This is a genomic window from Amycolatopsis antarctica (assembly GCF_002262875.1).
In the GTDB taxonomy this organism is placed as follows: Bacteria; Actinomycetota; Actinomycetes; order Mycobacteriales; family Pseudonocardiaceae; genus Amycolatopsis; species Amycolatopsis antarctica.
Genome location: NZ_NKYE01000005.1, coordinates 1 through 24,948 on the forward strand (window position 1 = coordinate 1; position 24,948 = coordinate 24,948).

Consider the following 24,948-nt stretch of genomic DNA (forward strand, 5'->3'; position numbering starts at 1 on the left):
CCACTAACACCCGACACCTACAGCGCAGGGCCGCCACCGGCACCAGCCGGAGGCGGCCCTGCGCCACGTCCGACGGGTTCACACGCGTCCAACGCGGTCACATGGAACGATGGTGAGGTGGTGAACCCTGCCGAGATCCCGACCGCCTCCGTCCGCGATCTGCCCAAGGACGGGCTGACCCTGCTCGACGTCCGCGAGTCCGACGAGTGGGCGGCGGGCCACGCCCCCGAGGCCGTGCACATTCCCCTCGGCGACCTGCCCGCCCGGGTCGACGAGCTGGCGGAGTTCCCCGACGACCGTCCGGTGTACGTCGTCTGCCGTACCGGTGGCCGTTCCGCGCGCGCCGCCGCCTGGCTCAACGCCAGCGGCTGGGACGCCGTCAACGTCGCGGGCGGCATGAAGTCCTGGCACACCGAGGGCAGGGACGTCGTCGGCGACGGTCCCGGCGAGCCCGAGATCCTGTAACGGCGATGCACGGACCAGCGCAGCACAGGGCTCCAGGGCCGCGGCCCGGTGCCCGTCCGCGCGTGCGCTGGGTCGCCACCACGCCGCCGGGGATACCGCGCCATCCGCCGCCCCGCCGCCCCGAGCCGTACACCGGCCCCCCGTCCTACCCGGCGCCCCCGCGCTGGGGGTTCCCGAAACTGACCTGGCGCTGGCCGACCGCGGTGCCCGGCACCCCCTCGGACACCCCGCACCCCATGCAGCGGCTGCGCACCCTCGGCCACAACGCGGGCGCCGCGCTGTGGACGGTCGCCGCGTTCGCCGCCGTCACCGCCGCGGCGGAGGTCTGGCGGTACGTCCTGCTCGCGCAGAGCCGTGGCTCCGCGCTGAGCCCCGGGGTGGTCGGCGCGTCCGACGCGCTGGTACTCGCCGGGGCGCTGCTGACGTTCGTGCTGGCGATCCTCGCCTTCGGCGGCTCACTCTGGTGGCTGCTCGTCGCCCGCGCGGTCGCCGCCGACGCCGCGGGGCAGGCACCCGCCCGCAGCGGACCGCAGGTGGTGGCCGGGGTGCTGGTGCCGGGGGTGAACCTGGTGCTGGCCGGTTCGATCCTCGCCGAGCTGGAACACACCGTGCTGCGCAAACCGTCCGCGCAACGCCCCCGCCCGTCCCGGCTGGTGCTGTGGTGGTGGGGGCTGTTCGCGGGCAACGGCGTACTGCTGGCGGTGACGATCCTCTGGCGGATGCGCGACGGCGTGCAGGCCGAGGCGGACGGCGTGCTGCTCACCGCGTCGACCGACCTGACCGCGGCGGCTCTGGCGGTGGTGACCGCGCTGGTCGTCCGGCGGCTGACGCTGCTGCTCGCCCCGCTCGACGCTTCGACCCTGCGCCCGTTGCGGGTGCTGAAGGTGACCGGGGCGCCGCGCCCGGAGCGTCCCGCCCGCCCCGCGACCGCCCCGCGCTGATCCCGGGCCACCGGTTGTTCAGAGCGAGACGGGCAGGGTGCGGAAGCCGCGGATGACGAACTCCGGCCTGCGTTCCGGGGCGCCGGCGGGCCGCAGGCCGGGCAGCCGCGAGGTCAGCGCCCCGACGGCCGCCGCGATCTCGACGCGGGCCAGCGGCGCCCCGACGCAGTAGTGGATGCCGCCGCCGAAACCGAGGTGCGCGTTCGGCTGCCTGGCCACGTCGAGCAGGTCCGGTTCGGCGAACACCGCCGGATCGCGCGCGGCGGCACCGAGCAGCGCCGCGATCCGCTCCCCGCGCCGCACGGCGAACCCCTCGATCTCCACGTCCACCGTGGCCGTGCGCTCGAAGAGCTGCAACGGGGAGTCGAACCGGATCAACTCCTCCACCGCGACGGGCAGCAGCGCCGGATCGTCGACCAGCCGTTGCCACTGCTCCCGCGCACCGAGCAGCGCGTGCACGCCGTTGCCGATGACGTTCACCGTCGCCTCGTGGCCCGCCATGAACAGCAGTACCGCCGTGGCCACCACCTCGTCCTCGGTCAGATCCGCCGCGAGGAGGTGACTGACCAGGTCGTCGCCGGGCCGGGCGCGGCGCGCCGAAGCCAGCGAGCGGACGTACCCGGCGAACTCCGCCGCCGCCTCCTCGGCCATGCGCCGGGACTCCTCGGGCAGCCCGTACTCGTACATCCGCACGATCGCGTTCGACCACGGTACGAGCCGGGGCCGGTCCGCGGCGGGAACGTCCAGCAGCTCGCCGATCACCGCCACCGGCAACGGGCCCGCCAGGTGTTCGAGCAGGTCGGCGGAGCCCTCGCGGTGGATCCGCGCGGCCAGCCCGTCGACCATGCCGTCCGCCAGTTCCTCGATCCGCGGGCGGAGCCGTTCGACGTGCCCGCGCGCGAACGCCCCGGACACCAGCCTGCGCAACCGGGTGTGCGCCGGGGGCTCGTTCTCCAGCAGCGAGTTGCGGTGCAGCAGGTTGAACGAGGCGAACCGCTCGGCCGGCTCGGCGTCGGACCAGATCCGGCCGAGGCCGCGGTGCCGCAGCACGGCGGAGGCCGCGGCGTGCGAGACGGCGACGGCACAGCCGAGGCCCTGGTGCCGGTGGACCGGGCCGTGGGCACGGGCCTCGGCGAAGGCGGGATACGGGTCGGCGAGGAACGCGGGATCATCGGTGTCGAACAGGCGCACCCTCCGACGGTAGCCCGGCCCCGGATCGGATAGCGTCATCGCAACCGGAATACAGGAGGCGACGTGGGTAAGGCCGCACGCAAGAAGGGCCCCAAGAACAACGAGGCGCGCAGGCAGAAGGTCCGCGACGTGTTCGTCGGGCAGCCGTTCGAGGGCCTGGCCGCCGAGCCCGAGCTGATCGCGATGCGCGAGTTCGTACCGTCGGCCACCGCCGCGCTGTCCATTGCGGACAGTCCTGATAGGACGGTCACGCTGGCGACCGTGCTGCCGATGGCGGCCGCGGCGTTCGTTCGCTCCGACGGCGAGCGGTTCCTCGGACTCCAGGTGCAGACGCGCTCCTCCGACATCAGCCGGGACCTGGGCCGGGCCCTGCAGTGGGTGCTGGACGCCGAGCCGGGCGCCGTGCTCTCCGTGCCGGACACGACCACCCCGGCGCACGCCGGGGACAAGCGGCTGCAGGACCTGCTCGTCGCGGACGCGGTGCTGGAACCCACGCTGCACACCGATTTCTCCTGGTGGCTGCCGGAGGACACCGACCCGCAGGGCGAGGTCGCGCTGTCGCTGGAGCGCGCCAACTCCGCGATCATGCCCACCGACCGCGTCGGCCCGGCCGCGTACTGGGTCGAGGCGGGCGACAAGTCGCACGTGCGCTGGGTGCGTCCGGAACCGGAGAACGCGCTCCTGCAGGCCCTCGCCCGGCTGTCCGCGGCCGGTGAGATCGGGCTCGGCGAGGACTCGCGCTACGCCGGTTCCTTCCGTGCGCACGGCCTGTTGGTGCCGGTGTGGGACGTCGACTCCGAGGCGCATGCCCGGGAGTGGATCGAGCCCACCCAGCAGCTCGGCGAACGCCTCGACAAGGCGCTGGCCTCGCTCGACGAGACCCCGCTGGACGCCACCGAGCGCCGCGCGCGGGACGGCCTGGTCGGCAGGCAGTTGACGCTGCGGTGATCCTGCACATCTGCGCGGCCGCGGACTGGATGGCCGCGCAGCAGGGCGGCACCAGCGACTACCGGGCGGCCTCGCTCGACGACGCGGGGTTCGTGCACTGCTCCGACCGGGGGACGCTGCACCTCCCCGCGAACGCGCTCTACGCCGGTCGGGCCGATCTGGTGCTGCTGGAGATCGACGAGACGCGGCTGGACGTCCCGGTGCGCTGGGAGCCGGGTGTCCCGCCCGCTCCCGGCGCACCGTGGTTCCCGCACGTCTACGGGCCCGTGCCGCTCAACGCCGTCGTCGCGGTGCACGAGTTCCTGCCGGGCCCGGACGGGGTGTTCACGCTGCCGCCAGCCTTGGCGAACGGCTGACCACCACCCGAAGTAGCGTGCGGGTTCCGGACAACCTTTCGCGCCACTGCCGCGTTTCCGCTGCAGGTGGGACGTCCCAGCCAGGTGCAGTCGGTCGCGGAGGGAGCGCTACGGTGGCCGCAGTGTTGCCCGTCATCCAGGGGGGAGGCGGATGGGTGGGCGCATTGCGCCAGGAGAGGGGAACGGCCGTGTCTGCCGAACTCACGGACTTCGCCGAGTTCGTGGAAGCGAGCCTGCCCGGCCTGCTCAGATACGGTCACGCACTCACCGGTAACCCGCACGACGCCGCCGATCTGGTGCAGACCGTGCTGGAGAAGATCGGTTCGCGCTGGACCCACGTGCAGCGCAAGACCGGCGATCCGCTCGCCTACATCCGCCGTTCCATGGCGAACGCGCACATCAGCCGCTGGCGCCGAATCCGCAAGGAAAGCCTGGTCGCGGACATTCCGGAGCAGCCGACGTACACGCCGGTGGACCCGTTCGAGCACGAGCCGCTGTGGCAGGCGTTACGAGCTCTCCCGCCGAGGCAACGTGCGGTCATCGTGTTGCGTTACTACGAAGGACTGTCCGAGGCGGAGATCGCGGAGTCCCTCGGTGTCAGCCAGGGCACCGTGAAGAGTCAGGCAAGCAAGGCGATCGCGTCCATGCGCGTCAAGCTGACGCCTGCCGAGGAGCGCGAAGGGAGGGAACCGAGTTGAGTTCGACTCCACCGAACCCGGACGAGCGGCCGGAGAGCGGGGCCGATGCCGTCGAGCCCGATGCCGGACCCGCCGGCGAGGCCGAGCCCGTCGATCGCGCCGAGACCGACACGGAACCGGTCGACGCAGAGTCGGCCGACGCGGTGCCTGCCGAGGCAGAGCTGACCGACGCAGAGCCCGGCAAAGAGCTGACCGACGCAGAGCTGATCGACGCAGAGCTGGCCGAGCCCGCGGAAGCTGTTGGGGCAGAGCCCGCAGAGCCCGCAGAGCCTGCCGAGCCCGCTGGGGAGCGGCCGGTCGTCGACGTGGTCGTTTCCGCACGGGATACCGAGCCCGAGGACGAGTTCGACGCCGAGTTGCGCGCGCTGTTCGAGGACGAGCGGCTCGCGGTGCGCCCCAGGGCGGGTGCCGAGCAGGCGATCGTGGCCGGGGCGCAGCGGGTGCGCAGGCGCCGGACGCTGGTCACCTCGGGCGGTGGCGCGATGGCCGTGGTAGCCGTGGTGCTGGGCGGCGTGCTGATCGGTGGCGGCTCGGACGAACAGGAGTTCCCGCCGCTCGCGGTGGACACGGCGACCTCGATGGAGCTGCCGCCGAGCGAGCCGAGCCAGGCCCCGTCGCCCGCACAGCCGTCGAGTAGCGCCCCGGCGTCCTCTTCCAGCAGCGTGCCGTCGTCCGCACCGAGCCCGAGCGCGGAGCCGTCCACCCGCACACCGTCCTCACCCTCGTCGAGCACCAGGTCACGGCAGGCGCCGATGGCGGGCGGCCCGCAACTCGGCCCGCAGGGATACGGCGCACTGCGCCTCGGCATGTCGTTCGCGCAGGCGCAGGCCACCGGCCAGCTCGTCGGCGCCGACGACGCGGAGACAATCTCCGGCTGCCGGACGTTCCAGCTCACCGAAGGCGGCGGCGCCGTCGACAGCGTCATCGTTTCGGCCGCGAAGGGGGTCGCGGTGTTCACCGCCTCCGGGGCACGGACTCCCGAGGGGGTGAGCGTCGGCTCGCCGGAGGAGGACGTGAAGGCCGCCTACCCCGGTGGCGAGGCCGGGCCGAACGGCTACTACGCCGACGCGGGTGGCAGCGGCGTCTACAACTTCTCCATCTCCGGTGGGGAGCTGTCCGGTTTCTCGCTGGAGCTCTCCGGCCAGGACTGCGCAGGCTGACCAGCGCACGACAAACGCGAACCCGGGCCACTCCACAGGGGGAGGGCCCGGGTTCGCGTTCTTCGTGGCCTGACGACCCTCGGGAACCGCAGGACAGGCAGGCTCAGAGCGAGCCGCCCGCGACCGGGGGCATCGTGGCGTCGGATTCGCCCGCGTCGCCGACCGAGTCGCGGTAGAGGAACTGCTCGACCTCGAACAGGTTGCCGTTCGCGCGCTTGATGACGTTCAGCAGCGAGGACATCTGCGAGATCTCCTCGACCTGCTCCTTGAGGAACCACTGCATGAACTGCTCGCCCATGAAGTCGTCTTCCTCGCGGGCGGCCTTCGTCAGCGTCTTGATGTCGGCAGCGACCTCCTTCTCCTGCTCCAGTGCCAGCTCCACGAGTTCGTCGACCTTCGTGAAATCATTTCGCACGTCGCCGGTACCCGGAATGTCGATGTGGTGATCGGTGTCCAGCATGTACTGGACGAGCGCCATCGCGTGATTGCGCTCTTCCACGGACTGCTTGTAGAAGTGCTTCGCGAGCTGGGGGAGATCCTGGTTGTCGAACCAGACGGCCAGCGCGATGTACTGCTGCGAGGCGTTGAACTCGTTGTGCACCTGCTCCTGGAGCAACTCGTAGAACTTCGAACGGGGGTTCTTCTTCGTGAGGGCCATGACCGAAATATACGTCGGACCAGGCATGGATCGCTACTCGAAACTGGTGATCTGTCACCTATTTGACTACCATTCTGAGCCAAGGAAACACTAATTTCGAGAAGGCTTTCCTAAGTGGATTCGGGCAATAAACAAGGCAAGGCTGACTTTCGTTCAAGTCAGCCTTGCCTTATTTGTGAACGCTGCGTGGCGGTCAGATTCCGTCGCGTGCGACCGGGCAGGACATGCAGCGTGGGCCGCCGCGGCCGGAGCCGAGTTCCGAACCGGCGATCGCGAGCACCTCGATACCCGCCGCCTCCAGCCGGGCGTTCGTCTCCACGTTGCGCTCGTAGCCGACGACCACGCCGGGCGCCAGCGCGAGCGTGTTGTTGCCGTCGTCCCACTGTTCCCGCTCGGCGGTCACCGGGTCCAGCCCGGTGTCGATGACGCGCAGCTTCTCGATCCCCATCGCCTCGGCGGCGCTGTGCAGGAACGGTGCCGGGTCGTCGACCTTCACGCCGCCGGAACCGTCCGGGCGCATCGTGTAGGCGACCAGTTCGTCGCGGGCCAGCGGGTACATCACCACGGCGTCGCGGTCGACCATCGTGCACACGGTGTCCAGGTGCATGGTCGCCCGCGTCTGCACGATCGGCACGGCCAGCACGGTGTGCGCGACGCCGTCCGAGAAAAGCGACCGGGCCAGCGACTCGGCGCCCGCCGCCGTGGTCCGCTCGCCGACGCCGATGGCGAGCACCCCGGGGGCGAGCAGCAGCACGTCCCCGCCCTCGACGGGTGCCGAGTGCGCGCCGTACGCGCGAGCGGCATGCCGGAATCGCGGGTGGTAGGCGTAGACGAGGTCGAACAGCGCGGTCTCCCTGCGGCGCGCGGGCATCGCCAGCGAGGACACGGCGATGCGGTCCCCGATCCATGCCGAGGAGTCGCGGGTGAACAGCAGGTTCGGCAGCGGGTCGACGGCGAAGTCGTGCGGGTGGTTCATCTTGCGCACCAGCGAGGCGCCTTCGGCGGCGGGCAGTTCCTCGAAGGTCACGCCGGACATCAGCACGTCCGCCAGCGTCCGCGCGTCCACCCCGGCCAGGTGCGAGCTCAGCACCTCGGCCAGATCGTTGCCGAGTCGCATGCTGTCGACGGCCGCCCGTACACCGGCCGTGTGCGCGCGCGGGTCCTCCAGCGCGCTGCGCAGCACATCGGCGAGGAACAGCACCTCGACGTCGCGGCCGCGCAGTACCTCGGCGAAGGCGTCGTGTTCCTCCTGCGCCCGGTCCACCCACGGGATGGCGTCGAAGAGGAGCTGGTCGTTGTTGCGTGGAGTGAGTCGTTTCAGCTCCGCACCGGGCCGGTGCAGCAGGACGGTGCGAAGGGGGCCGACCTCGCTGTCGACTCGTGCGTTGGGGGCTACGTCGATGGTCACAGGGGCGAAGCGTAATGAGTCGGTAAGCGTTGTGGGGCATCCGAAACGACTTGGCGTGGCGTTGTATCCGATAAGAAAGTCCATCAGAGGCGGAACACACGAATGGAGTGGTCGATGCGCGATTCATTGCGTGGGCGGACTTTCCGCAGGAAGGGCGTCCGGGCCGCGATCGGCGCCGTGATCGTGCTCGCTGTGGTCGGATTGTGGGCGTTCGAACCATGGCGGCTGTTCACCAGCAGCACGATCGACGAGGCGCTGCCGATCCCGGCCGCGACGGAGCCTGCGATCCCGGCGGGCGGCGTGCCGATCGCGCCGCCGGAGCCGGTCGAGCTGGCCGTGGGCGAGTTCGTCACGCAGGAGCACGACACGTCCGGACAGGCGCGGGTGCTGCGTCTGCCGGACGGGTCCCGGGTACTCCGCTTGACCGATCTGTCCACCTCGGACGGCCCGGACCTGCACGTCTGGCTCGCCGACGCCACCGCGGGTGGCGAGTGGGGCAAGTACGACGAGGGCCGGATGGTGCGGCTCGGTGAGCTGAAGGCCACGCACGGCAACCAGAACTACGAGATCCCGGCCGATGCAACCCTGGACGGCCTGCGCAGCGTCGTCGTCTGGTGCGACCGGTTCGATGTGGCGTTCGGCTCGGCACCGCTCGATCTGTGACGATGCCCGGCGAGCCGCACAATGGTCAGCCGACGACGAGGAGGCACCCATGCGGGCCGAGACCGGACGACGCGACCAGCGCACCATGCCGCCGAGACTGGTCGCCGGCCTCGTCGCGGCGCTGACCTCGTTGCTGGCCTGGCTGGTGCTGGCAGGCGGTTCGTTCTGGCTCGCCGAGGTCACCGGCCTCTTCTCCGACGACCGGACGTTCGCGGCCATCGGTGTCGGCGGAGTGGCGCTGGTGGGCACGCCGGTCACCGTGCTGGTCGCGGTGCTGATCGCGTCCGTGCCACGTCCCGGCCCCCGGCCCGCGCGGGCCGGGGTGCTGCGGGCGTTGCTGGCCGTGGCCGTGTGCCTGGTCGTGGGCGGACTGGTGGCGGCGGCCATCTCGAGTTGAGTAGCCGGGCTGAGTAGTCGCACGGATGTGCGTGCCCGGCCGCCCGGCGGACACTTCCGGTATGAACGACACCCTGGTCACCGACCGCGCTCCCAGCGGCCGGAGCGCGCCCCTCGGACGCTTGGCCGCGGCCGCCCTCGGCGCGGGCACGGCACTGTTCGCCTGGCCGGTGCTCGCGTTCCTGCTGGTGGCGATCGTCGATGCGGTGCACGGCGACCGATACGCCGGGGCGGCCCAGTTCGTGCTGATCATCTACGGCTTCTTCGGCTGGCCGGTGATCGCGGCGGTCGCTGCGGTACTCGGTGGTGCCTGCGGGACGCGCACCGGTGGCCGGGTGGCCGTACGGGGCCTGCTGCCGGTGGCCGCGGGTATCGCAGCGATGCTGGTGCTGACGCTGCTCGCCTCGAGCTGAGGCGTTCGTCAGGGCAGCCAGGACACCCGGCCGCGAAGCGCCGCGTACCCCACGAACGCGACGACGTCGAGCAGCGTGTGCGCCACCACCAGCGGCCAGAGCCGGTTGGTGCGCTGCCACACCCGGCCGAACACCAGCCCCATCACCAGGTTCCCGAGGAATCCGCCGAAGCCCTGGTACAGGTGGTACGAGCCGCGCAGGATCGCGGCCAGCAACAGCGAGGAGTTCTCCTTCCAGCCCAGTTGCCGCAACCGGGTGAGGATGTAGCCGACGACCAGGATCTCCTCGGCGAAGGAGTTGCCGAACGCCGACAGCGTCAGGGTGATCGGCCGCCACCACGTCTGGTCCAAAGTGGACGGCTGAACGGCGAGGTTGAAGCCGAGCTTCCAGCCGAGGAAGTACAGCAGCAGCCCGGGAATGCCGATCAGCGCCGTCAGGCCGACGCCCCAGCGCACGTCGCGCATCCGGGCGCTGCGGTCCAGCCCGACCGAGGCCAGGCGCATCCCGCCGCGCCAGAGCAGGTACACGCCGAGCGCGCCCCAGCCGAGGAGTTGCACGGTGCTCAGGAGCTGCTTGAGCAGATCGATCAGCCCGGCGGTCGCCTGTGGGACGTTGATCGCCACCTGCTGGTCGCCGAGCGGTTCCGGACGCAACAGTGAGTCCACAAGGGACAGCAGGCTGCGCATGCCGGAGAGGCCGAGCGTGATCGAGAAGACGATCACCAGCTCGATGGTGATCTCCCGCCGCCGCGCCGGATCCGTGACCACCTCCGGTTCGGCCGGACGGCCGGGGCGCAGCCAGGATCGTGCGGCAGAGCTCATCTGCGCACGCTACCGCGCACGATTACCGTGACGAGTCATGGCACGCAACATCGCAACCAACGACAAGGTGGACCGCGCGGGGCTGCTCGACTTCCTGAGCACGCGCCACCACGCCGTCCTCACCACGTTCCGCTCCGACGGGCGTCCGCAGCTCTCGCCGGTCACCAGCGGGGTCGACGCGGAGGGGCGGATCGTCATCGCCACCTACCCGAAACGCGCCAAGGTGGCCAACGTCCGGCGGGATCCGCGGGTGTCGGTCTGCATGCTCTCCGACGAGTGGGACGGGCCGTGGGTTCAGGTCGACGGGCAGGCCGAGGTGCTGGACCTGCCCGAGGCGGTGGAGCCGCTCGTCGAGTACTTCCGCAGCATCTCCGGCGAGCACCCGGACTGGGACGAGTACCGCCAGGCGATGCGCGAGCAGGGCAAGTCGCTGATCCGCGTCACCATCGAGCGCTGGGGCCCGGTGGCGACCGGCGGCTTCCCGCCCGAACTGGCCTGACGGTCGCCTCGGCGATCGGCGGGCCTATGGGGTCTGGGCCAGGAACGGGCAGCCGAGCAGGCGCTGGAGCTGCATCGCGAGCTGCGGCGGGCTGTCCACCGGCCGGGAGAACGCCAGCCGGACGTCGTGGTCGCCGGAGGACGCCTCGACGCGCAGCCGCAGTCCGTAACGGTCCACGCCGAGCGGACGGACGTGCCCGTCCCGCAGATGCTCCGGGATGTGCAGGCTGAGCTGGTCGACGACGTCGGGGTGGTCGTCCTCCAGGTGGCGCAGCCACTGCGTCTCGTAGCCGTGGAACGGATCCGGGACGGCTCGGCTGAACGCCTGCGGTTGCAGGGAATGCGTGCCGTCGGCGTCGGCGATGACCAGTGAGATCGGGGTCAGCCGCAGAACGCTGAGGCCGTGTCCTACGTCGAGCAGGCGTTCGTCGGGCCGGATGTCGGCGATCGCCAGCGCCCGCGCGCGGGCCGCCCGGTCGTCGAGGACGCGCAGCCAGCCGGTGACCCAGAGCAGACCGCGAACCCGCTCGCGCAGGTCGAGCGGCGCCTCGTCGGTCAGCTCGAGCATGGCGGCGAACTCGCTGCTCTCGGCCTCCCTGGTGGCCACCGCGAGGTCGTTGTCCTCGGGCAGGACGACGCTGACGCTGCCGCTGGCGTGGACGTGCTGCAGAACTGGCCGGAACCGCATGCCGCCGAGGTCGGGCTGCGCGGCCGAGGGCATGATCGCCGCCGGTCCGCCACGGGTCGCGATGGTCTTGGCACGTTCGGCGGGACTCGGCGCCGGCGGACGGCGGGTCGGGGTCTCGGTCACAGGCTCACCTCCAGGTTAGGTGAGGCTAACCTGGCTGGCGACGGCTGGGAAGACCGGGTAACGAAGGCAACACTTTCGTCGACTAGCTCATGTGCGCCCGGATCGCCCGGGTCGCGTCGCCGTGCCCGGAACGGGCCGGGCGGGGCTCCGGCGGGTCGGAGGTAGTCACGGTGGAGACCGCCGATGCTGTCCTGAACAGCACGGACGAGCCGCCCGAGCCGCCCGCCCGGCAGGTCTGGTCCCCGAGCAGGCGCGCCCGCGTCGCGCTGCACGTCGCCTGGATCCTGCTGCTCGCCCTCGGCACCGTCGCCCGGATCGGCCGCTTCGGCTTCCATCCGACGGACCAGGGCTTCATGCTCGCGCAGAGCTGGCGAGTGCTGCACGGGGAAATTCCGCACACCGACATCATCTCCGCCCGGCCGCTTGCCTCCGCGATCCTGCACACCGTCGACTTCGCGCTGCCCGGCCCGCTGTTCGCCGGTTCCGGACTGCTCAGCATGGTCGAGATCATCCTGGCCACCATGGCCGTCGCCGTGCTGGTCACCCGCAGGCCGGTACTGACCTGGGGCCCGCTGCTGACCGCACTGGTCGCCGCCTCGGCGCTGCTCAGCCTCAACTCGTTCCCGTTGATGGCCTGGCACACCATCGACGGCATCGCGCTGGTCGCCTGCGGGGCCTGGGCGCTGGACGCCGGCCTGCGGTCCGGGAAGGCGTTCCCGCGACGGGCCGGGCTGTTCATGTTCGGCGTGGCAGTGTTCGCCAAGCAGAGTTTCGCGCCGGTGGTGGCGTTCGGCGTGCTCTGGCTGCTGCTGCACCCGGCGACCAGGGCCGGGGCGCTGCGCACCGTCCGGTGGTGGCGGCGGACCGTGGTGGATCTGTTGTGGCTGGGCGCTTTCCCGCTCACCTACGTCGCCGTGGTCACCCTCGACGGCGGCTTCGCCGCGATGGCCGACCAGCTCACCGGCGGCATCCCCGCCGACGGGGAACGGCTGGCGCTGCTGTGGCTGGACGATCCGAGCGCGCTCACCCGGGAGCCGGCCGCGAACATCGGCCTGTTCGCCGTGGTCGCCGCGGCGTTGATCCTGGTGCGCCTGCTGCGCGACCGGCTGGGTCGTATCGCGATCGCCGCCGACGTACTGCTCGTACTGATCGGCACGGTGGTGGTGATCGGCACGGTGGTGGACGGGGAGGCGTTCGCTCCCTCGCGGTGGGCGGACGTGCTGTGGTGGCTGACGCTGCCCGCCATCCTCGTCAACTGGGTGACCGTGCGGCGGGTGGTCCTGCCGGTGCTGTTCGTGCCCGCGCTGGGTTTCATGGTCAGCCTGTCGTGGGGGCAGGACACGCCGACGCTGGCCGCCGGCAGCCTCGCACTGGCGACCGTCGTGCTGATCGCGCAACGTGGCGCGCGACCGGTACCGAGCCCGCGCCGCCGCCGCGAGTGGCTGGTCGCTTCCACCGCCGTGGGCCTGGCCGTGCTGCTGGGGACCGGGCTGTTCGTCACCCGGCACCACGACAACAACCCGTACCTGGACGTCTCGCAGGACCGGCTCACCGAGGATCTGGGCACGGTGACGCCCTCGCTGCGCTGGATCCGGACCAACCCGAGCACGGCGAAGTACATCGGGCAGCTCGGCGACTGCATCGAACGCTTCCCGGCGGCGCGGGTGGCGGCGCTGCCGGACAACCCGTTCGCCTACCCGGCGTTCGGCGTGCGCAACCCGTTCCCGCTGGAGTGGCCGCTGCTGTACGAGCTGGTGGGCGACTCGCGGCAGCGGATGCTCGACACCGCCGACCGGCTCTCCCGCGAGGGCGGCTACCTGGTGCTGTTCGAGACGGTCAACCCCGACGTGCTGTCCGCGGGCGGACCGGTGCCCGACGAGGTCGCGCCCGGAACGCCCGCGTACGACCGCACCGGGCTGAGTGCCGAACTGGACGCCCGCCTCACCGGAACACCGGTCACCTGCGGCAGTTTCGTCGGCAAGTGGGCCCCCTGAGCCGGGCTCGGCCCGTTCAGCCCTTCGGCCCGCGCCCCGACCACGTCCACGCGTAACCGGCGTCCTCGGCGGCGTCCGCGGCCTCGCCCAGATCCAGCGGGGCGAAGGTGTCGACCATGACGGCGGTCTCGTCGAAGTAGTCCGCGCCGATCGAGGCCTCCGCCGCACCGGGCTGCGGTCCGTGGGTGAAACCGCTGGGGTGCAAGGAAAGCGAGCCGACGCCGATGCCGGAGCCCTTGCGTGCCTCGTAGTTGCCGCGGACGTAGAACATCAGTTCGTCCGAGTCGACGTTGGCGTGGTTGTACGGCACCGGAATCGACTCGGGGTGGTAGTCGACCTTGCGCGGGCAGAACGAGCAGACCACGAAGTTGGGGCCCTCGAACGTCTGGTGCACCGGCGGCGGCTGGTGCACCCGACCGGTGATCGGCTCGAAGTCGTCGATGTTGAACGCCCACGGGTACAGGCAGCCGTCCCAGCCGACCACGTCGAACGGGTGGTTCGCGTAGGTGTAGCGGGTCAGCCCTGCGCGGTGCCGGACCAGCACGTCGACATCGGTGCCCTCGGCGAGTATCGGCTCGGTCGGCCCGCGCAGATCGCGTTCGCAGTACGGCGAGTGCTCCAGGAACTGCCCCTTCGCCGAGAGGTACCGCTTCGGCGGCCCGATGTGCCCGCGCGCCTCCAGGATCAGCAGCGTCAGCTCGCCGTCCGGGACGACCCGATAGGTGCACGAGGTGGGGATGACGAGGTAGTCCCCGTCGCCGACGGTCAGCGCGCCGTAGATCGTCTCCACGGTCCCGCTGCCGCCCTGGACGTAGAACAGCTCGTCGCCCGCCGCGTTGCGGTAGAGCGGGCTCGGCGCGGTGGCCTTGGCGAAGGCGATGGTGACGTCGTTGTTGCCGAACAGCCTGCGCCGGTCGGTGACCGCGTCGGCGCCGTCGCCGAACTTCAGGTCCTGGCTGCGGTACGCGCGCGGCTTGAGCGGGTGGTTCGGGGTGAGGCCGCCGCGCTCGTCCGGCACCGCGACGGCGTCGACGATCGCGGTCGGCAGGTACCGGTGGTAGAGCAGGGCCGAGTCGGCGGAGAAACCCTCGACACCCATCAGCTCCTCCGCGTACAGGCCGCCCTCCGGCGAGCGGAACTGCGTGTGCCGCTTGTGCGGAATCGAGCCGACCTGGCGGTAGTGAGGCACCTGCTCCTCCTTCGGCGGCGAACGCGACCGGTCCGAAAAAGCGTTCGCTGTGCGGACAGTTTTGTTCTCATGTCGTACGCTACTAGCGTGTCAGTCGTGTCAAGCGCTGTGGAACTCACCCCACCCGGCCCTCGTGGAACCCCGCCCCTGTTCGCGCGGCTCGTCGACGACTCGGCGTTGTTCCCGCCGGGGACGGCGGCGATGCCCGAAGCACTGCGGGCCCACTACGAGATCCGCGGGGGTGAACACGAGGGCATACTCGGCCTCTTCCTCTGCCAGGCATCGCGCCTGCCCGAGCTGATCACCGAGCTGATCAAGATCAAGCCGGCGAAACCGCTGCCGTTGTCGCTGATCATCGACACCGGTCTCGGCGGTGTGCCGAAGGCGATCTCCATCGTCGAGTCGCGCACCGAGCTGCTGGCGCTGCGCATGGTCGAGATGCCCGCCCCCTCGGACGTCGACGAGGTGTGGCTGGAGCGCGTCTCCGAGTTCGTGCCGGAGGACGTCATCCGGGTCGTCGAGCCGCGCCGCGGTGTCGGCTGGCTGGACGGTGTGCGGCGGGTGATCGAGCACGGGAGCTGGCCGAAGATCCGCTGCGGCGGCCTTTCCAACGAGAACTTCCCCAGCGTCGACGAGGTCGCCGACTTCCTCTCGGTCATCTCCAGCGCGTCCGGGGCGTCGTTCAAGGCCACGAACAGCCTGCACCGGGCCGTTCGGCACACCACCGACGCCGGTTTCGTCCACCACGGCTTCCTTAACCTGCTCGTCGCCTCGGCGCGCTGCCTGTCCGGCAAGGACGTGCGGGAGGCGCTGGAGTCCACCGACGGTCCCGTGCTGGCCGCCGAGGCGAGCGCACTGTCCGAGCAGGCGGCGAAATCCGTGCGCTCGATGTTCGCCTCCTACGCCTCGGCCACCTTCGACGAGCCGGTCGCGGACCTCGGGGAACTCGGACTGCTGTGAGCCGGGAGAGCTCGCTGACGCTGGATCGCGGGCTCGCGCTGTTGCAGGCCGTCGCGGACGCGGGCGGGGACGCGGCCACCATTTCGGAGCTCGCGGTAACCATCGGCGCCAGCCGCGCGGCCGTCTACCGCTTGCTGGTGCCGTTGTCCGACCGTGGCCTGGTCTGGCGGGACGGCAGCAAGGTACGGCTCGGCGTCGGTGTGCTCCGGCTGGCGGGGCAGGTGCTGCCGCAGTTGCGTCAGGCCGCGCAGCCGGTGCTGCGCGAGCTCGCCGAGTCGGTGGGCGCCACGGCGCACCTCTCCGTCGCGGAGGGCGACACCGCGCAGGCCGTGGCCGTCGTCGAGCCGAGCTGGACGAGCTTCCACGTCGGCTACCGGGTCGGCACCCGGCATCCGCTGGCGCGGGGAGCGGCGGGCAAGGCGATGACCCTGCGGCCCGGTGGCAAGGCCTGGGTGTCGACCTCGGGGGAGCTACAGGCCGGCGCCTCGGGCGTCGCGGCGCCCGTCCGCGGGGTCCCCGGTCTGCGGGCGAGCGTGGGCGTGGTGTCGCTGTCGGCGCTGGTCGCCGACGAGGTCGGCCCCCGGGTCGTCGCGGCCGCGTCGGCACTGACCGACGCGCTGGGCCGACTGGGCTGACCGCCGCCGGTCACCGTGCGGCTGGCCGTGGGCTGTCCTAGCGTGACCGTGTATGGGAGCGACTCCGACGAAGCCCGGTGCGGTGAGTACCCCGTTCTGGGCGCTGCGGATCACGGCGACGTTGACCACCGTTGTGCTGATCGCGCAGTTCGTCACGGCGGGCGGGCTGCTGACGGGCGAGAACAGTGTCGAGGACCTGCACGCCGCGGGGGCGATCGCGCTGCACGTCCTGGCCGGCCTGCAGACGGTCGCGGCGGCCCTGGTGTGGCGGTCTGGTGGCCCGTGGTGGCCGGCCGCGCTGAGCGTCGCGGCGTTCGCGCTGAGCTTCGTTCAGGCCTCGGTGGGCGAGACGAGTGGCCTCGCGGTGCACGTCCCGCTGGCTTCGCTGCTGGTGATCCTGACGGTCTGGGTGCTCGCCTGGTCCTGGTCCCGCCGCCCCGGCTGAGCCGCCTCGCCCGGGACAGGCGCGATCAACTGATCGTCTGCCACAGCGCGAAGAGGGCGAAAGCGCCGAAGGCGAACCCGGCCACACGCTGCAGCAGCTTCGGCCGCAGCCTGCCGCGGACCTTGCTGCCGATGAACACGGCCAGCCCGGCGACCACGACCAGCGCCAGGAAGGCGCCGATACCGACGGCCACCGGCTGCCCGTAGCGGGCGGTCAGTCCGGCCGTGGCGAGCTGGGAGGCGTCACCCCACTCGGCGGCGAACAGGACGCCGAACGAGGTCAGCGCCGAGCGGATGAAGGTGGCCGGTCCGGCACCGGAGCGGGAGGCGTCCTCGCCGCTCGCGTCCTCGGGACGGAAACCCTCGCGCAGCAGCATGAACGCGCCGATGCCGAACATCACGGCCACGACGGCCGAGACCACCGAGTCGGGAAGTAGCGTCAGCGCGCTGCCGAATGCCACGGCGATGACGCACTGGATGGCGAACGCGGCGCATACGCCCAGGAATACCGGAATCGCCCGGAAACGGGTGGTCAGGACCAGCGTGGCGACCATCGTCTTGTCCGGCAGTTCGGCGACGAGGATCAGCGCGAACGTGCTGGCCAGAGCCACAAGTGCGGTAGACATCCCGGATTCACTCCCCTTCGCCCCAACAATAGGGAGGAATGTGGGGGCGCACCAGGGAATCGGAATTGCGAATCGGGGGTTTTGGTCGCCTGCGCGGCTTATTCTGGTGACGCCGGATAATGATTTTCGGTGCGCCGAATACAGTTCTTTTGGCTGCCGTCTGGCGTCCGGCCCGGGGCGGTGCGGGAGAGCTGGTGACCGAAACGGCCGCGCTGCCCTGTGGCTACCTGTTCGACGAGCGCACGAAGCCGTTGTTCGTGCTGACCGGGCCGGACTCGTTCTCCGGGGCCGAGGACCTGGCGTACTCCCTGCGGCAGCGGGGCGGGCCATCATCTTCCGGGAGACCACGCGCGGCGGTGCGGGATCGTTCCGGGTCGGCGAGCTGACGGGACCTTGGTCCTGGGAAGGTCGGGACTCCGGGACCTGACGATGCCGCCCCGCCACGGAGCAGGCTCGGATACGTGGAGGTCCTCGAGTTGGCGCGGTGGCAGTTCGGTATCACCACCGTCTATCACTTTCTGATGGTGCCGCTGACCATCGGCCTGTCGATCCTGGTCGCCGGCATGCAGACGGCGTGGGTGCGCACCGGCGATGTGCGCTACCTGAAGATGACCAAGTTCTGGGGAAAGCTGCTGCTGGTCAACTTCGCCATGGGGGTGGTGACCGGCATCGTCCAGGAGTTCCAGTTCGGGATGACCTGGAGTGCGTACTCGCGCTTCGTCGGTGACGTGTTCGGGGCACCGCTGGCGATGGAGGGGATCGTCGCGTTCTTCGTCGAATCGACGTTCCTCGGCCTGTGGATCTTCGGCTGGGACAAGCTGCCGAAGAAGGTGCACCTGGCGTGTGCCTGGGCGTTCTCACTGGCCACGGTCGCTTCGGCGTACTTCATCCTGGCCGCGAACTCGTGGATGCAGCACCCCGTCGGTGTGGAGATGACCGACGGCAGGCCGACGATGAACTCGATCTGGGCGGTGCTGACGAACAACACGGCGCTGGCCGCGATCCCGCACACGATCGCCGGGACGTTCGCGGTGGCGGCGGCGTTCGTGGTGGGGATCGCGGCGTGGCAGTTGTGGCGCCGCCGCGCCGAGGCGGACGAGCACCGGGCAGTGTGGCGGTCGTCGTTGAAGCTGGGCACCTGGGTGGGCGTGGTGGCGTTCGGCGCACTGGCGGTCACCGGGGACGTGCAGGGCAAGCTGATGTTCGAGCAGCAGCCGATGAAGATGGCGGCCGCGGAAGCGTTGTGCCACACGGAATCGCCGGCGAGTTTCTCGATCTTCGCGGTGGGCGACGTGGCGGACGCGAACTGCGAGGACGTGAAGACGTTCACCGTTCCGGCGCTGCTGTCCTTCCTGGCGCACAACGACTTCAGCACCGAGGTGAAGGGCATCGAGGACCTGGTCGGGGAGTACCAGGCCAGGTACGGCACGAACTATCCGGACGATCCGGCGCTCGGTGAACTCGCCGGGCAGCCGATCGACTACGTGCCCAGCCTGCCGGTGACCTACTGGGGTTTCCGGATCATGATCGGCTTCGGGGCGCTGTCGGCGGGTGCGGGGGTGCTGGCGCTGTGGCTGACCCGGAAGGGACGGATCCCGGCGACGAAGTGGTTCCCGCGCACGGCTTTGCTGGGGATCGTGACGCCGTTCGTGGCGAACACGGCGGGCTGGGTGTTCACCGAGATGGGCAGGCAGCCGTTCGTCGTGGTGCCGAATCCGACCGGTGTGGACGGGGTGTGGATGTTCACCGCGCAGGCGGTGTCGCGGGTGACGGCGGGCGAGGTGTGGACCTCGCTGATCGCGCTGACCACCGTGTACGCGGTGCTGGGCGTGGTGGAGGTGTTCCTGATGCGCAAGTACGTCCGCGGCGGGATCGAGGGCGTCATGCCGCCACCGGGAACCGGCGGCGACGGCAAGGGCGGCACCGGCAGGGGTAACGACGACGGGAAGGGTGGCGAGGACGATGCGCTGGCGTTCGCGTACTGAGCCGGTGGGTACCCAACCCCCACCCTCCCTGGGGGGCGACCCCGCTGTCAGCCTACCGCGATCAGCCCCGTGCACAGCCCCTCAGCAGCAAGTTGTGGACAACTCGCTAATCCCTCCACAGCCTGTGGAGAACTCGGCGCCGTGGTTCGCGGCGGACGGGGGTGACTGGTAATGGACCTCCCCTCGCTCTGGTTCTGCGTCATCGCCGCCTTCTGGCTGGGCTACCTCTTCCTGGAGGGCTTCGACTTCGGCGTCGGCATGCTGCTGCCCGTCCTCGGCCGCGACAACACCGAACGCCGCGTCATGGTCAACACCATCGGACCGGTCTGGGACGGCAACGAAGTGTGGCTGATCGTCGCGGGCGGAGCCATGTTCGCCGCCTTCCCCGGCTGGTATGCCTCGCTGTTCTCCGGCGCCTACCTGCCGCTGCTGGTCGTACTGCTCGCCCTCATCGGCCGTGGTGTCGCCTTCGAGTACCGCGGCAAGGTCGACACCGTCCGGTGGCGGCGCAACTGGGATCGGGTGATCGTCGCCGGATCGTGGATACCACCGCTCGGCGTGGGCATGCTGCTCGCCACCACCGTGCTCGGCATCCCGCTCGACACCGACGGCAACCGTGCGGGATCCGCGTTCGAGGCAGTCCGCTGGGACACCGCCCTCGGCGCGATCGCGATCGTCGGCTTCTCCCTCGTGCACGGCGCCACCTTCCTCGCCCTCAAGACCGCGGGCGGCCTGCGCATCCGCGCCCACGCGCTCGCCGAGCGGCTGCTGCCGGTGGCACTGTTGCCACTGCTGGCCTTCCTGCTCGTCGTCCAGTTCCGGCACGGTTCACTGTGGACGGTCGTGCCCCTCGTTCTCGTCCCGGCCGCCGGAGCCGTCGCGTGGTGGCGACTGCGCGGCGGCCGGGACGGCCAGGCGTTCGCCGCGCTCGGCGGCGTCATCGCGGCGGCGGCGATCACCATGTTCGGCGCTCTCTTCCCCGACGTGCTTCCGTCCACAGTGGATTCTGCGAACTCGCTGACGGTGGCGAGCGAGGCATCGAGCCCGTACACGCTGGAGGTCATCACCTGGGTCGCCGCGTTCGGTGCGCCCGCCGTGCTCGTCTACCAAGGCTGGACGTACTGGGTGTTCCGCAAGCGCATCGGTGTCGGGCACATCCCCCCGGCACACACGCCATGAGCCCGCGAGGACCGCTCGGCGCGCTGCCAACACTGTCCCGGACGGCGCGGCGAGCCCTCGCGCTCACCGCCGTGCTGGCTGCCGCCAACGCGGTAGCCCTTGTCGCACAAGGGTTCCTGCTGGCGTCCGTGCTGGCCGCGATCGTCGGCGAACAACCTATCCGGTACGCCGACCTCGCGGTGCTCGCCGGACTCGTCGCCGCCCGATCCCTGCTCGGCTGGGCGATCCGCGCGGTCGCCGCGCGGGCCGCGGCGGGAGCGAAGGAGGAACTGCGTGCCCGCGCCGTAGACCACGCGCTCGGCCTCGGACCGGAATGGATCGCGCGACGCGGCAGCGGGGAACTCACCGACCTCACCACCCGTGGCCTCGACGCCCTTGACGCCTACTTCACCGACTACCTGCCCGCACTGGTCACTGCCGCCGTCGTGCCCGTCGGCGTCGGCGCGGCCGTGCTGTTCGCCGACTGGCCGTCCGCCGTGATCGTGGCGCTGACCGTGCCACTGCTGCCGATGTTCGCGATCCTGGCGGGCAAGCACGCGGCGGAACGGATCGCCGTCACCGCCGACGCGGTCACCAGACTGTCCGGCCACCTGCTCGAACTCGTCGGCGCCCTGCCCGTGCTCACCGCGTTCCGGCGGGCCGAGGCGCAGGCCGAAGCCGTCCGCCGGGTGTCCGAGCGGCACCGCAGGGCGACCCTGTCCACGCTGCGCGTCGCCTTCTCCTCGGCGTTCGTGCTCGAACTGGCCGCCACCCTGTCCGTAGCGCTGGTCGCCGTCGTCATCGGCGTCCGGCTCGTCTCCGGTGACCTGACCCTCGCCATCGGCCTCGGCGTGCTGATCCTCGCCCCCGAGTGCTACCAGCCGCTGCGCTCCGTCGGAACCGCTTTCCACGCCAGCGAGGACGGTGTGGAAGCCGTCCGCCGGGTCACCACCCTGCTCGCCGAGCCGCTGCCCGGCACCGGCCACACCCGCCCCGGACGGGGGGAACTGCGGGTGGACGGCCTGCGCGTCGCCCGCCGTGGCGGCTTCGCCCCGGACGGCGAGACGTTCACCGTTCGCCCCGGCGAGACCGTGTGGCTGCGCTCGCCCAGCGGCGCGGGCAAGACCAGCACCCTCGGCGTGCTGCTCGGATTCGTCCACCCCGAAAGCGGCACCGTCACCGTCGACGGCACCCCGCTGCACGAGGTCGACATGGCGGCATTTCGCCGCGAGGTGGCGTGGGTGCCACAGCATCCCGCGTTCACCGGCGGCACCGTCCGCGCCGAACTCGCGCTCGCCGCGCCGGCCACCGAAACCGAGATCGAGGACGCGCTGGCGAGCCTCGGACTGGACGGGTTCGCCGGCGAACCCGTCGCGCGCCTGTCCACCGGGCAACGGCAGCGCGTCGCCGTTGCCAGGGCGCTGCTGCGGATCCGGTACGGCGCCTGGCTGCTGCTGCTCGACGAACCCGCCGCCCACCTCGACCCGGACGCCGCCCGCCGCGTCGACGAAGCGATCCGGGCCGCCGCCGTACACGGTGCCGCCGTGATCGTCGCCGCACACGACCGTCCCCGCGACGTCGTCCGCGACGCGACCGCCGTGCCCGCCGTCCCGGCGAACGCCGACACCGGAGTGCCTTCCGGGAAGCCGCTGCCGTTGCGGGCGCTGACCGACCGCAGGCTGCTCGGCGGGGCCGCGCTCGGCGCGCTCGCCCTGCTCAGCGGCATCGCGCTGACCGCCACCTCGGGCTGGCTCATCGCGACAGCCTCCCAGCAGCCGCCGATCCTGACGCTCACCGTCGCCGTCGTCGGGGTCCGCGCCTTCGGTCTCACCCGCGCCGTACTGCGCTACACCGAACGCCTGGTCACCCACGACGCCGCGTTCCGGGTCGCCGCCCGGCTACGGGTCCGGCTCTGGCAGGCACTCGTCCGGCTCGGCCCCGCCCGCACCCTCGGCCTGCGCCGCGGCGAGGGGCAGCGCAGGCTCGTCGCCGACGTCGACGCCGTACGCGACCTGCTGCCCCGGGTGCTCACCCCGCCGCTGACCGTCGCGATCGTGGTCACCGGGGCCGTCGCCATCCAGACGGCCGTGCTGCCCGCCGCCGGTGCGGTACTCGCCGCGTCCGCCCTCGCCGCGGCCCTCGCCGCCCCCGCACTGACGTTGCGCTGCGAACGCCGCGCCACCGCCGTCCTCGCCGACGGACGCCGCCAGGTCGCCACCCGCGTGCTCACCCTGTTCGACGCCGCCGCCGAACTCGTCGCGTTCGGCCAGGACCGGCGACTGCGCGCCGAACTGTCCGAAGTGGACGCACGGTTGGCGGGCAGCGCGCGCGGACAGGCCCTCGGCGCCGGGGCGGGCGAGGCCGTGGTGACCCTCGCCGCCGGAACCGCGACCGTGCTGACCACCTGGCTCGCGGCGAACGCCGTCGCCGCCGGGACGCTGGACCCGGTACTCGCCCCGCTGCTGGCGCTCGTACCGCTCGCCCTCGCCGAGCCGCTCGCCCTGCTGCCGCCCGCCGCCCAGCACCAGGACGCGCTCCGGCAGGCGCGAATCCGCCTCGGACAGTTGACGGAAGGAACCGAAACCATGACGGCGCAAGGATTCCCAGCCGCCCAGCAAGCGGTTGCGGCGCAACGGGTCCCGGCCACCCGTGACGGCATCCGGATCAGCGGCGACCTGCGCTGGTCCGAGTCGGCCGCACCCGTCCTGCGCGAGGTACGACTGCACATCCCGGACGGGGCGAGGGTTACCGTGACCGGTCCGTCCGGAGCGGGCAAGTCGACGCTGCTGGCCGCGCTGCTCGGCTTCATCCCCGGCGCCGACCACGTGCCGGACGTGGCCTGGGCACCGCAGGAACCGCAGCTCGTCTCCACCACGGTCGCCGAGAACCTGCGCCTCGCCGCACCGGAGGCCACCGACGCGCGGCTCGCGGAGGTGCTGCGGCTGGTCGACCTGCCCGGCCTCGCCCCGGACACCGTCCTCGGCGACGCGGGCAGTGGACTCTCCGGCGGTCAGGCCGGACGGCTCGCCCTCGCCCGCGCCCTGCTCGCCGCGGACACCGCCGAGCTGGTGCTGCTCGACGAGCCCACCGCCCACCTTGACGAGGCGACGGCCGCCCGCGTCCGGGACGGCCTGCGCAGTGCGCTCGACGGCCGCACCGTCGTGCACGTGACCCACCACCCGGCCGAGGCCGAGGCGGCCGACCTCGCCCTCGACGTGCGAAACGGGCAGGTCCGCGACCTGTCCGCCTACGTTCTGCTGGCCCGCGACCCGCGGATGGCGGGCGTCACGGCGACCCCGGGGCCGTAACCTTGCCGGTACTGATGGAACCGACCCTTGCCGCGCGGGCGCTGTCCGCCGCCACCGAGATCGCCACCACCGCGCTGTCCGGCGACGAACCCGACGCCCTCCTCGGCTCGGTGGTCCGTCGTGCCGTCGAGCTCGCCGACGCCGAGCTGGGCCTGGTCATGGTGCGCGCGCAGGACGGCAAGGTCGTCGTCGAGGCCGGGCACGGCGAGGGTGCCGCCGCGCTGCTCGGCGTGCAGCTCGCCGCCGAGTCGGTCGCCGCCCGCGTCGCCAGGGGCGGGGAACCGGTCGTCGCGGACGACGTCACCACCGACACCCGCACCTCCCCGTACGTGCCCGCCGAACTGCGCGGGTTCGGGCCGTTCGCCGCCGCCCCGTTCGGCAGCGGCAGCGGCAGGCTCGGCGCGCTGACCGTCTACCGGGCGCGCGGCGCGGCCCCCTTCGGCGAGGCGACGGTCGAGGTGCTGACGGCGTTCGCCGCGCAGGCCGGTCTGGTGCTCGCCCTCGGCGAGGGAGCGGACGCCCGGCAGCGCGTCAGTCTGTACGAGGAACGGGAACGGATCGCCCGGGACCTGCACGACGTCATCGTGCAGCGCCTCTACGCCGCCGGGATGCAGCTCGACCGGGTGCGCCGCCGGATGCGGAAACGCTTCGCCCACGCCGATGCCGAACGTCTCGGCGAGGCGATCGAGGCGCTGGACCAGACCATCGGCGAGATCCGCGACACCGTTCGCACGCTGCGTTCGCCGGAACCGGAGGCGGTGCCGCGCGCGGAGACCGCCACCGACCTCGCCGAGTCGGCGCGCGGTGAGGTCCGCATCGCCGGGGAACTTCTCGGTTTCCCGCCCACCCTGGAGCTTTCCGGTGAGCTGGCCGGAATCCCGCCGGAACGCGCCGACCACATCCGCGCTGTACTCCGCGAAGCACTGTCCAATGTGGTCAGACACTCGGGGGCGAGCGAGACGCGGGTGACCCTGCACCGCGACGCGCACGAACTGCGCCTGCGCGTCCGGGACAACGGCTGCGGCGTTCCGCAGGGCGTCGAGACCCGGGGACTGCGCCATCTCGCCGAGCGCGCGGAGAGTTCCGGCGGCAGTTTCCACCTCAACACCTCGCCCAGTCTCGGCACGATGGTCGCCTTCGACCTGCCGCTGTGAGACGCGGGTTCACGCCGCGTGACCTGATCGGTGCCCGCTGCTAGCGTGGGTGGCCGATCCGGACGCGG

The 24,948-nt window shown here is 71.6% G+C and carries 26 protein-coding genes; 19 read left to right on the forward strand and 7 right to left on the reverse strand.

Translation table 11 applies throughout. The features are described 5' to 3' along the window. Window positions 1–117 precede the first annotated feature (117 nt). Window positions 118–465 carry a rhodanese-like domain-containing protein gene (locus CFN78_RS09700; RefSeq protein WP_094862344.1) on the forward strand — a complete coding sequence of 116 codons (348 nt, stop codon included), beginning with the start codon at window positions 118–120 and terminating at the stop codon, window positions 463–465. Between the two features lie 62 nt (window positions 466–527). Further along, entirely contained in the window at window positions 528–1,406 is an 879-nt protein-coding gene (locus CFN78_RS09705; protein ID WP_240519360.1) for a DUF4328 domain-containing protein, read from the forward strand. An 18-nt stretch (window positions 1,407–1,424) separates the two neighbouring features. Here CFN78_RS09705 and CFN78_RS09710 read toward each other — a convergent pair whose 3' ends face one another. Then, window positions 1,425–2,591: a cytochrome P450 gene (locus CFN78_RS09710; protein WP_094862674.1), complete on the reverse strand. Its 1,167-nt coding sequence runs from the start codon at window positions 2,589–2,591 to the stop codon at window positions 1,425–1,427. Window positions 2,592–2,660: 69 nt separating this feature from the next. Between CFN78_RS09710 and CFN78_RS09715 the strand changes: the two genes are divergently transcribed. The 4 genes from CFN78_RS09715 (at window position 2,661) to CFN78_RS09730 (ending at window position 5,759) form a co-directional block, all read left to right on the forward strand. Further along, the gene (locus CFN78_RS09715) at window positions 2,661–3,545 is read left to right on the forward strand and encodes a DUF5926 family protein (RefSeq protein ID WP_094862346.1); all 885 of its coding nucleotides are present in this window, start codon (window positions 2,661–2,663) and stop codon (window positions 3,543–3,545) included. Then, entirely contained in the window at window positions 3,542–3,901 is a 360-nt protein-coding gene (locus CFN78_RS09720; RefSeq protein WP_094862348.1) for a DUF952 domain-containing protein, read from the forward strand. The genes CFN78_RS09715 and CFN78_RS09720 overlap by 4 nt, the downstream gene beginning before the upstream one ends. Window positions 3,902–4,089: 188 nt before the next feature. Continuing rightward, window positions 4,090–4,599: a SigE family RNA polymerase sigma factor gene (locus CFN78_RS09725; protein WP_094862349.1), complete on the forward strand. Its 510-nt coding sequence runs from the start codon at window positions 4,090–4,092 to the stop codon at window positions 4,597–4,599. Continuing rightward, window positions 4,596–5,759 carry a hypothetical protein gene (locus CFN78_RS09730; RefSeq protein ID WP_094862351.1) on the forward strand — a complete coding sequence of 388 codons (1,164 nt, stop codon included), beginning with the start codon at window positions 4,596–4,598 and terminating at the stop codon, window positions 5,757–5,759. Before CFN78_RS09725 ends, CFN78_RS09730 begins: the two co-directional genes overlap by 4 nt. Before the next feature lie 103 nt (window positions 5,760–5,862). Here the strand turns inward: CFN78_RS09730 and CFN78_RS09735 are convergent, their stop codons facing one another. Both CFN78_RS09735 and CFN78_RS09740 read right to left on the reverse strand, forming a co-directional pair. Then, window positions 5,863–6,417 (reverse strand): ferritin, encoded by a 555-nt coding sequence (locus CFN78_RS09735; RefSeq protein ID WP_165777502.1) that lies wholly within the window; start codon window positions 6,415–6,417, stop codon window positions 5,863–5,865. A 193-nt stretch (window positions 6,418–6,610) separates the two neighbouring features. After that, entirely contained in the window at window positions 6,611–7,825 is a 1,215-nt protein-coding gene (locus tag CFN78_RS09740) for an arginine deiminase (RefSeq protein WP_420807869.1), read from the reverse strand. A 114-nt stretch (window positions 7,826–7,939) separates the two neighbouring features. Between CFN78_RS09740 and CFN78_RS09745 the strand changes: the two genes are divergently transcribed. The 3 genes from CFN78_RS09745 to CFN78_RS09755 all read left to right on the forward strand — a co-directional run bounded on the left by CFN78_RS09745 (window position 7,940) and on the right by CFN78_RS09755 (window position 9,297). After that, a complete protein-coding gene (locus CFN78_RS09745; protein WP_094862676.1) occupies window positions 7,940–8,488 on the forward strand; it encodes a DM13 domain-containing protein in 549 nt (182 codons plus the stop codon). 49 nt (window positions 8,489–8,537) lie between these two features. Then, complete coding sequence (locus tag CFN78_RS09750; protein ID WP_094862353.1) at window positions 8,538–8,885, forward strand: hypothetical protein; 348 nt, start codon at window positions 8,538–8,540, stop codon at window positions 8,883–8,885. A 61-nt stretch (window positions 8,886–8,946) separates the two neighbouring features. After that, entirely contained in the window at window positions 8,947–9,297 is a 351-nt protein-coding gene (locus CFN78_RS09755) for a hypothetical protein (protein ID WP_094862355.1), read from the forward strand. An 8-nt stretch (window positions 9,298–9,305) separates the two neighbouring features. Here CFN78_RS09755 and CFN78_RS09760 read toward each other — a convergent pair whose 3' ends face one another. After that, the gene (locus tag CFN78_RS09760; RefSeq protein ID WP_094862356.1) at window positions 9,306–10,118 is read right to left on the reverse strand and encodes a CPBP family intramembrane glutamic endopeptidase; all 813 of its coding nucleotides are present in this window, start codon (window positions 10,116–10,118) and stop codon (window positions 9,306–9,308) included. A 37-nt stretch (window positions 10,119–10,155) separates the two neighbouring features. Between CFN78_RS09760 and CFN78_RS09765 the strand changes: the two genes are divergently transcribed. Then, window positions 10,156–10,617 (forward strand): PPOX class F420-dependent oxidoreductase, encoded by a 462-nt coding sequence (locus tag CFN78_RS09765; protein ID WP_094862358.1) that lies wholly within the window; start codon window positions 10,156–10,158, stop codon window positions 10,615–10,617. A gap of 24 nt (window positions 10,618–10,641) precedes the next feature. Here the strand turns inward: CFN78_RS09765 and CFN78_RS09770 are convergent, their stop codons facing one another. Then, window positions 10,642–11,427 carry a DUF2470 domain-containing protein gene (locus CFN78_RS09770; protein ID WP_094862360.1) on the reverse strand — a complete coding sequence of 262 codons (786 nt, stop codon included), beginning with the start codon at window positions 11,425–11,427 and terminating at the stop codon, window positions 10,642–10,644. 170 nt (window positions 11,428–11,597) lie between these two features. Here CFN78_RS09770 and CFN78_RS09775 point away from each other — a divergent pair, with 170 nt between their 5' ends. Continuing rightward, window positions 11,598–13,421 carry a hypothetical protein gene (locus CFN78_RS09775; RefSeq protein ID WP_240519361.1) on the forward strand — a complete coding sequence of 608 codons (1,824 nt, stop codon included), beginning with the start codon at window positions 11,598–11,600 and terminating at the stop codon, window positions 13,419–13,421. A gap of 16 nt (window positions 13,422–13,437) precedes the next feature. Here the strand turns inward: CFN78_RS09775 and CFN78_RS09780 are convergent, their stop codons facing one another. Next, complete coding sequence (locus CFN78_RS09780) at window positions 13,438–14,610, reverse strand: homogentisate 1,2-dioxygenase (protein ID WP_094862361.1); 1,173 nt, start codon at window positions 14,608–14,610, stop codon at window positions 13,438–13,440. 108 nt (window positions 14,611–14,718) lie between these two features. Between CFN78_RS09780 and CFN78_RS09785 the strand changes: the two genes are divergently transcribed. Genes CFN78_RS09785 through CFN78_RS09795 form a run of 3 tightly spaced genes read left to right on the forward strand, consistent with a single transcriptional unit; the run spans window position 14,719 to window position 16,650 of the window. Beyond that, a complete protein-coding gene (locus CFN78_RS09785) occupies window positions 14,719–15,570 on the forward strand; it encodes a hypothetical protein (protein ID WP_165777518.1) in 852 nt (283 codons plus the stop codon). After that, a complete protein-coding gene (locus CFN78_RS09790; RefSeq protein ID WP_094862363.1) occupies window positions 15,567–16,205 on the forward strand; it encodes an IclR family transcriptional regulator in 639 nt (212 codons plus the stop codon). The genes CFN78_RS09785 and CFN78_RS09790 overlap by 4 nt, the downstream gene beginning before the upstream one ends. Before the next feature lie 52 nt (window positions 16,206–16,257). Further along, entirely contained in the window at window positions 16,258–16,650 is a 393-nt protein-coding gene (locus tag CFN78_RS09795; RefSeq protein ID WP_133116316.1) for a hypothetical protein, read from the forward strand. 25 nt (window positions 16,651–16,675) lie between these two features. Here the strand turns inward: CFN78_RS09795 and CFN78_RS09800 are convergent, their stop codons facing one another. Beyond that, window positions 16,676–17,275, reverse strand: coding sequence for a TMEM165/GDT1 family protein (locus CFN78_RS09800; protein WP_094862366.1), 600 nt, complete (start codon window positions 17,273–17,275; stop codon window positions 16,676–16,678). Window positions 17,276–17,469: 194 nt separating this feature from the next. Between CFN78_RS09800 and CFN78_RS09805 the strand changes: the two genes are divergently transcribed. The 5 genes from CFN78_RS09805 to CFN78_RS09825 all read left to right on the forward strand — a co-directional run bounded on the left by CFN78_RS09805 (window position 17,470) and on the right by CFN78_RS09825 (window position 24,880). Next, window positions 17,470–17,661 (forward strand): hypothetical protein, encoded by a 192-nt coding sequence (locus CFN78_RS09805; protein WP_094862367.1) that lies wholly within the window; start codon window positions 17,470–17,472, stop codon window positions 17,659–17,661. A gap of 75 nt (window positions 17,662–17,736) precedes the next feature. Then, entirely contained in the window at window positions 17,737–19,260 is a 1,524-nt protein-coding gene (locus CFN78_RS09810; protein ID WP_094862369.1) for a cytochrome ubiquinol oxidase subunit I, read from the forward strand. Between the two features lie 171 nt (window positions 19,261–19,431). After that, the gene (cydB, locus tag CFN78_RS09815; RefSeq protein WP_094862370.1) at window positions 19,432–20,439 is read left to right on the forward strand and encodes a cytochrome d ubiquinol oxidase subunit II; all 1,008 of its coding nucleotides are present in this window, start codon (window positions 19,432–19,434) and stop codon (window positions 20,437–20,439) included. Next, window positions 20,436–23,726: a thiol reductant ABC exporter subunit CydD gene (cydD, locus tag CFN78_RS09820; protein WP_094862372.1), complete on the forward strand. Its 3,291-nt coding sequence runs from the start codon at window positions 20,436–20,438 to the stop codon at window positions 23,724–23,726. Before cydB ends, cydD begins: the two co-directional genes overlap by 4 nt. Window positions 23,727–23,740: 14 nt before the next feature. Next, window positions 23,741–24,880 carry a GAF domain-containing sensor histidine kinase gene (locus tag CFN78_RS09825; protein ID WP_094862679.1) on the forward strand — a complete coding sequence of 380 codons (1,140 nt, stop codon included), beginning with the start codon at window positions 23,741–23,743 and terminating at the stop codon, window positions 24,878–24,880. Window positions 24,881–24,948 lie beyond the last annotated feature (68 nt).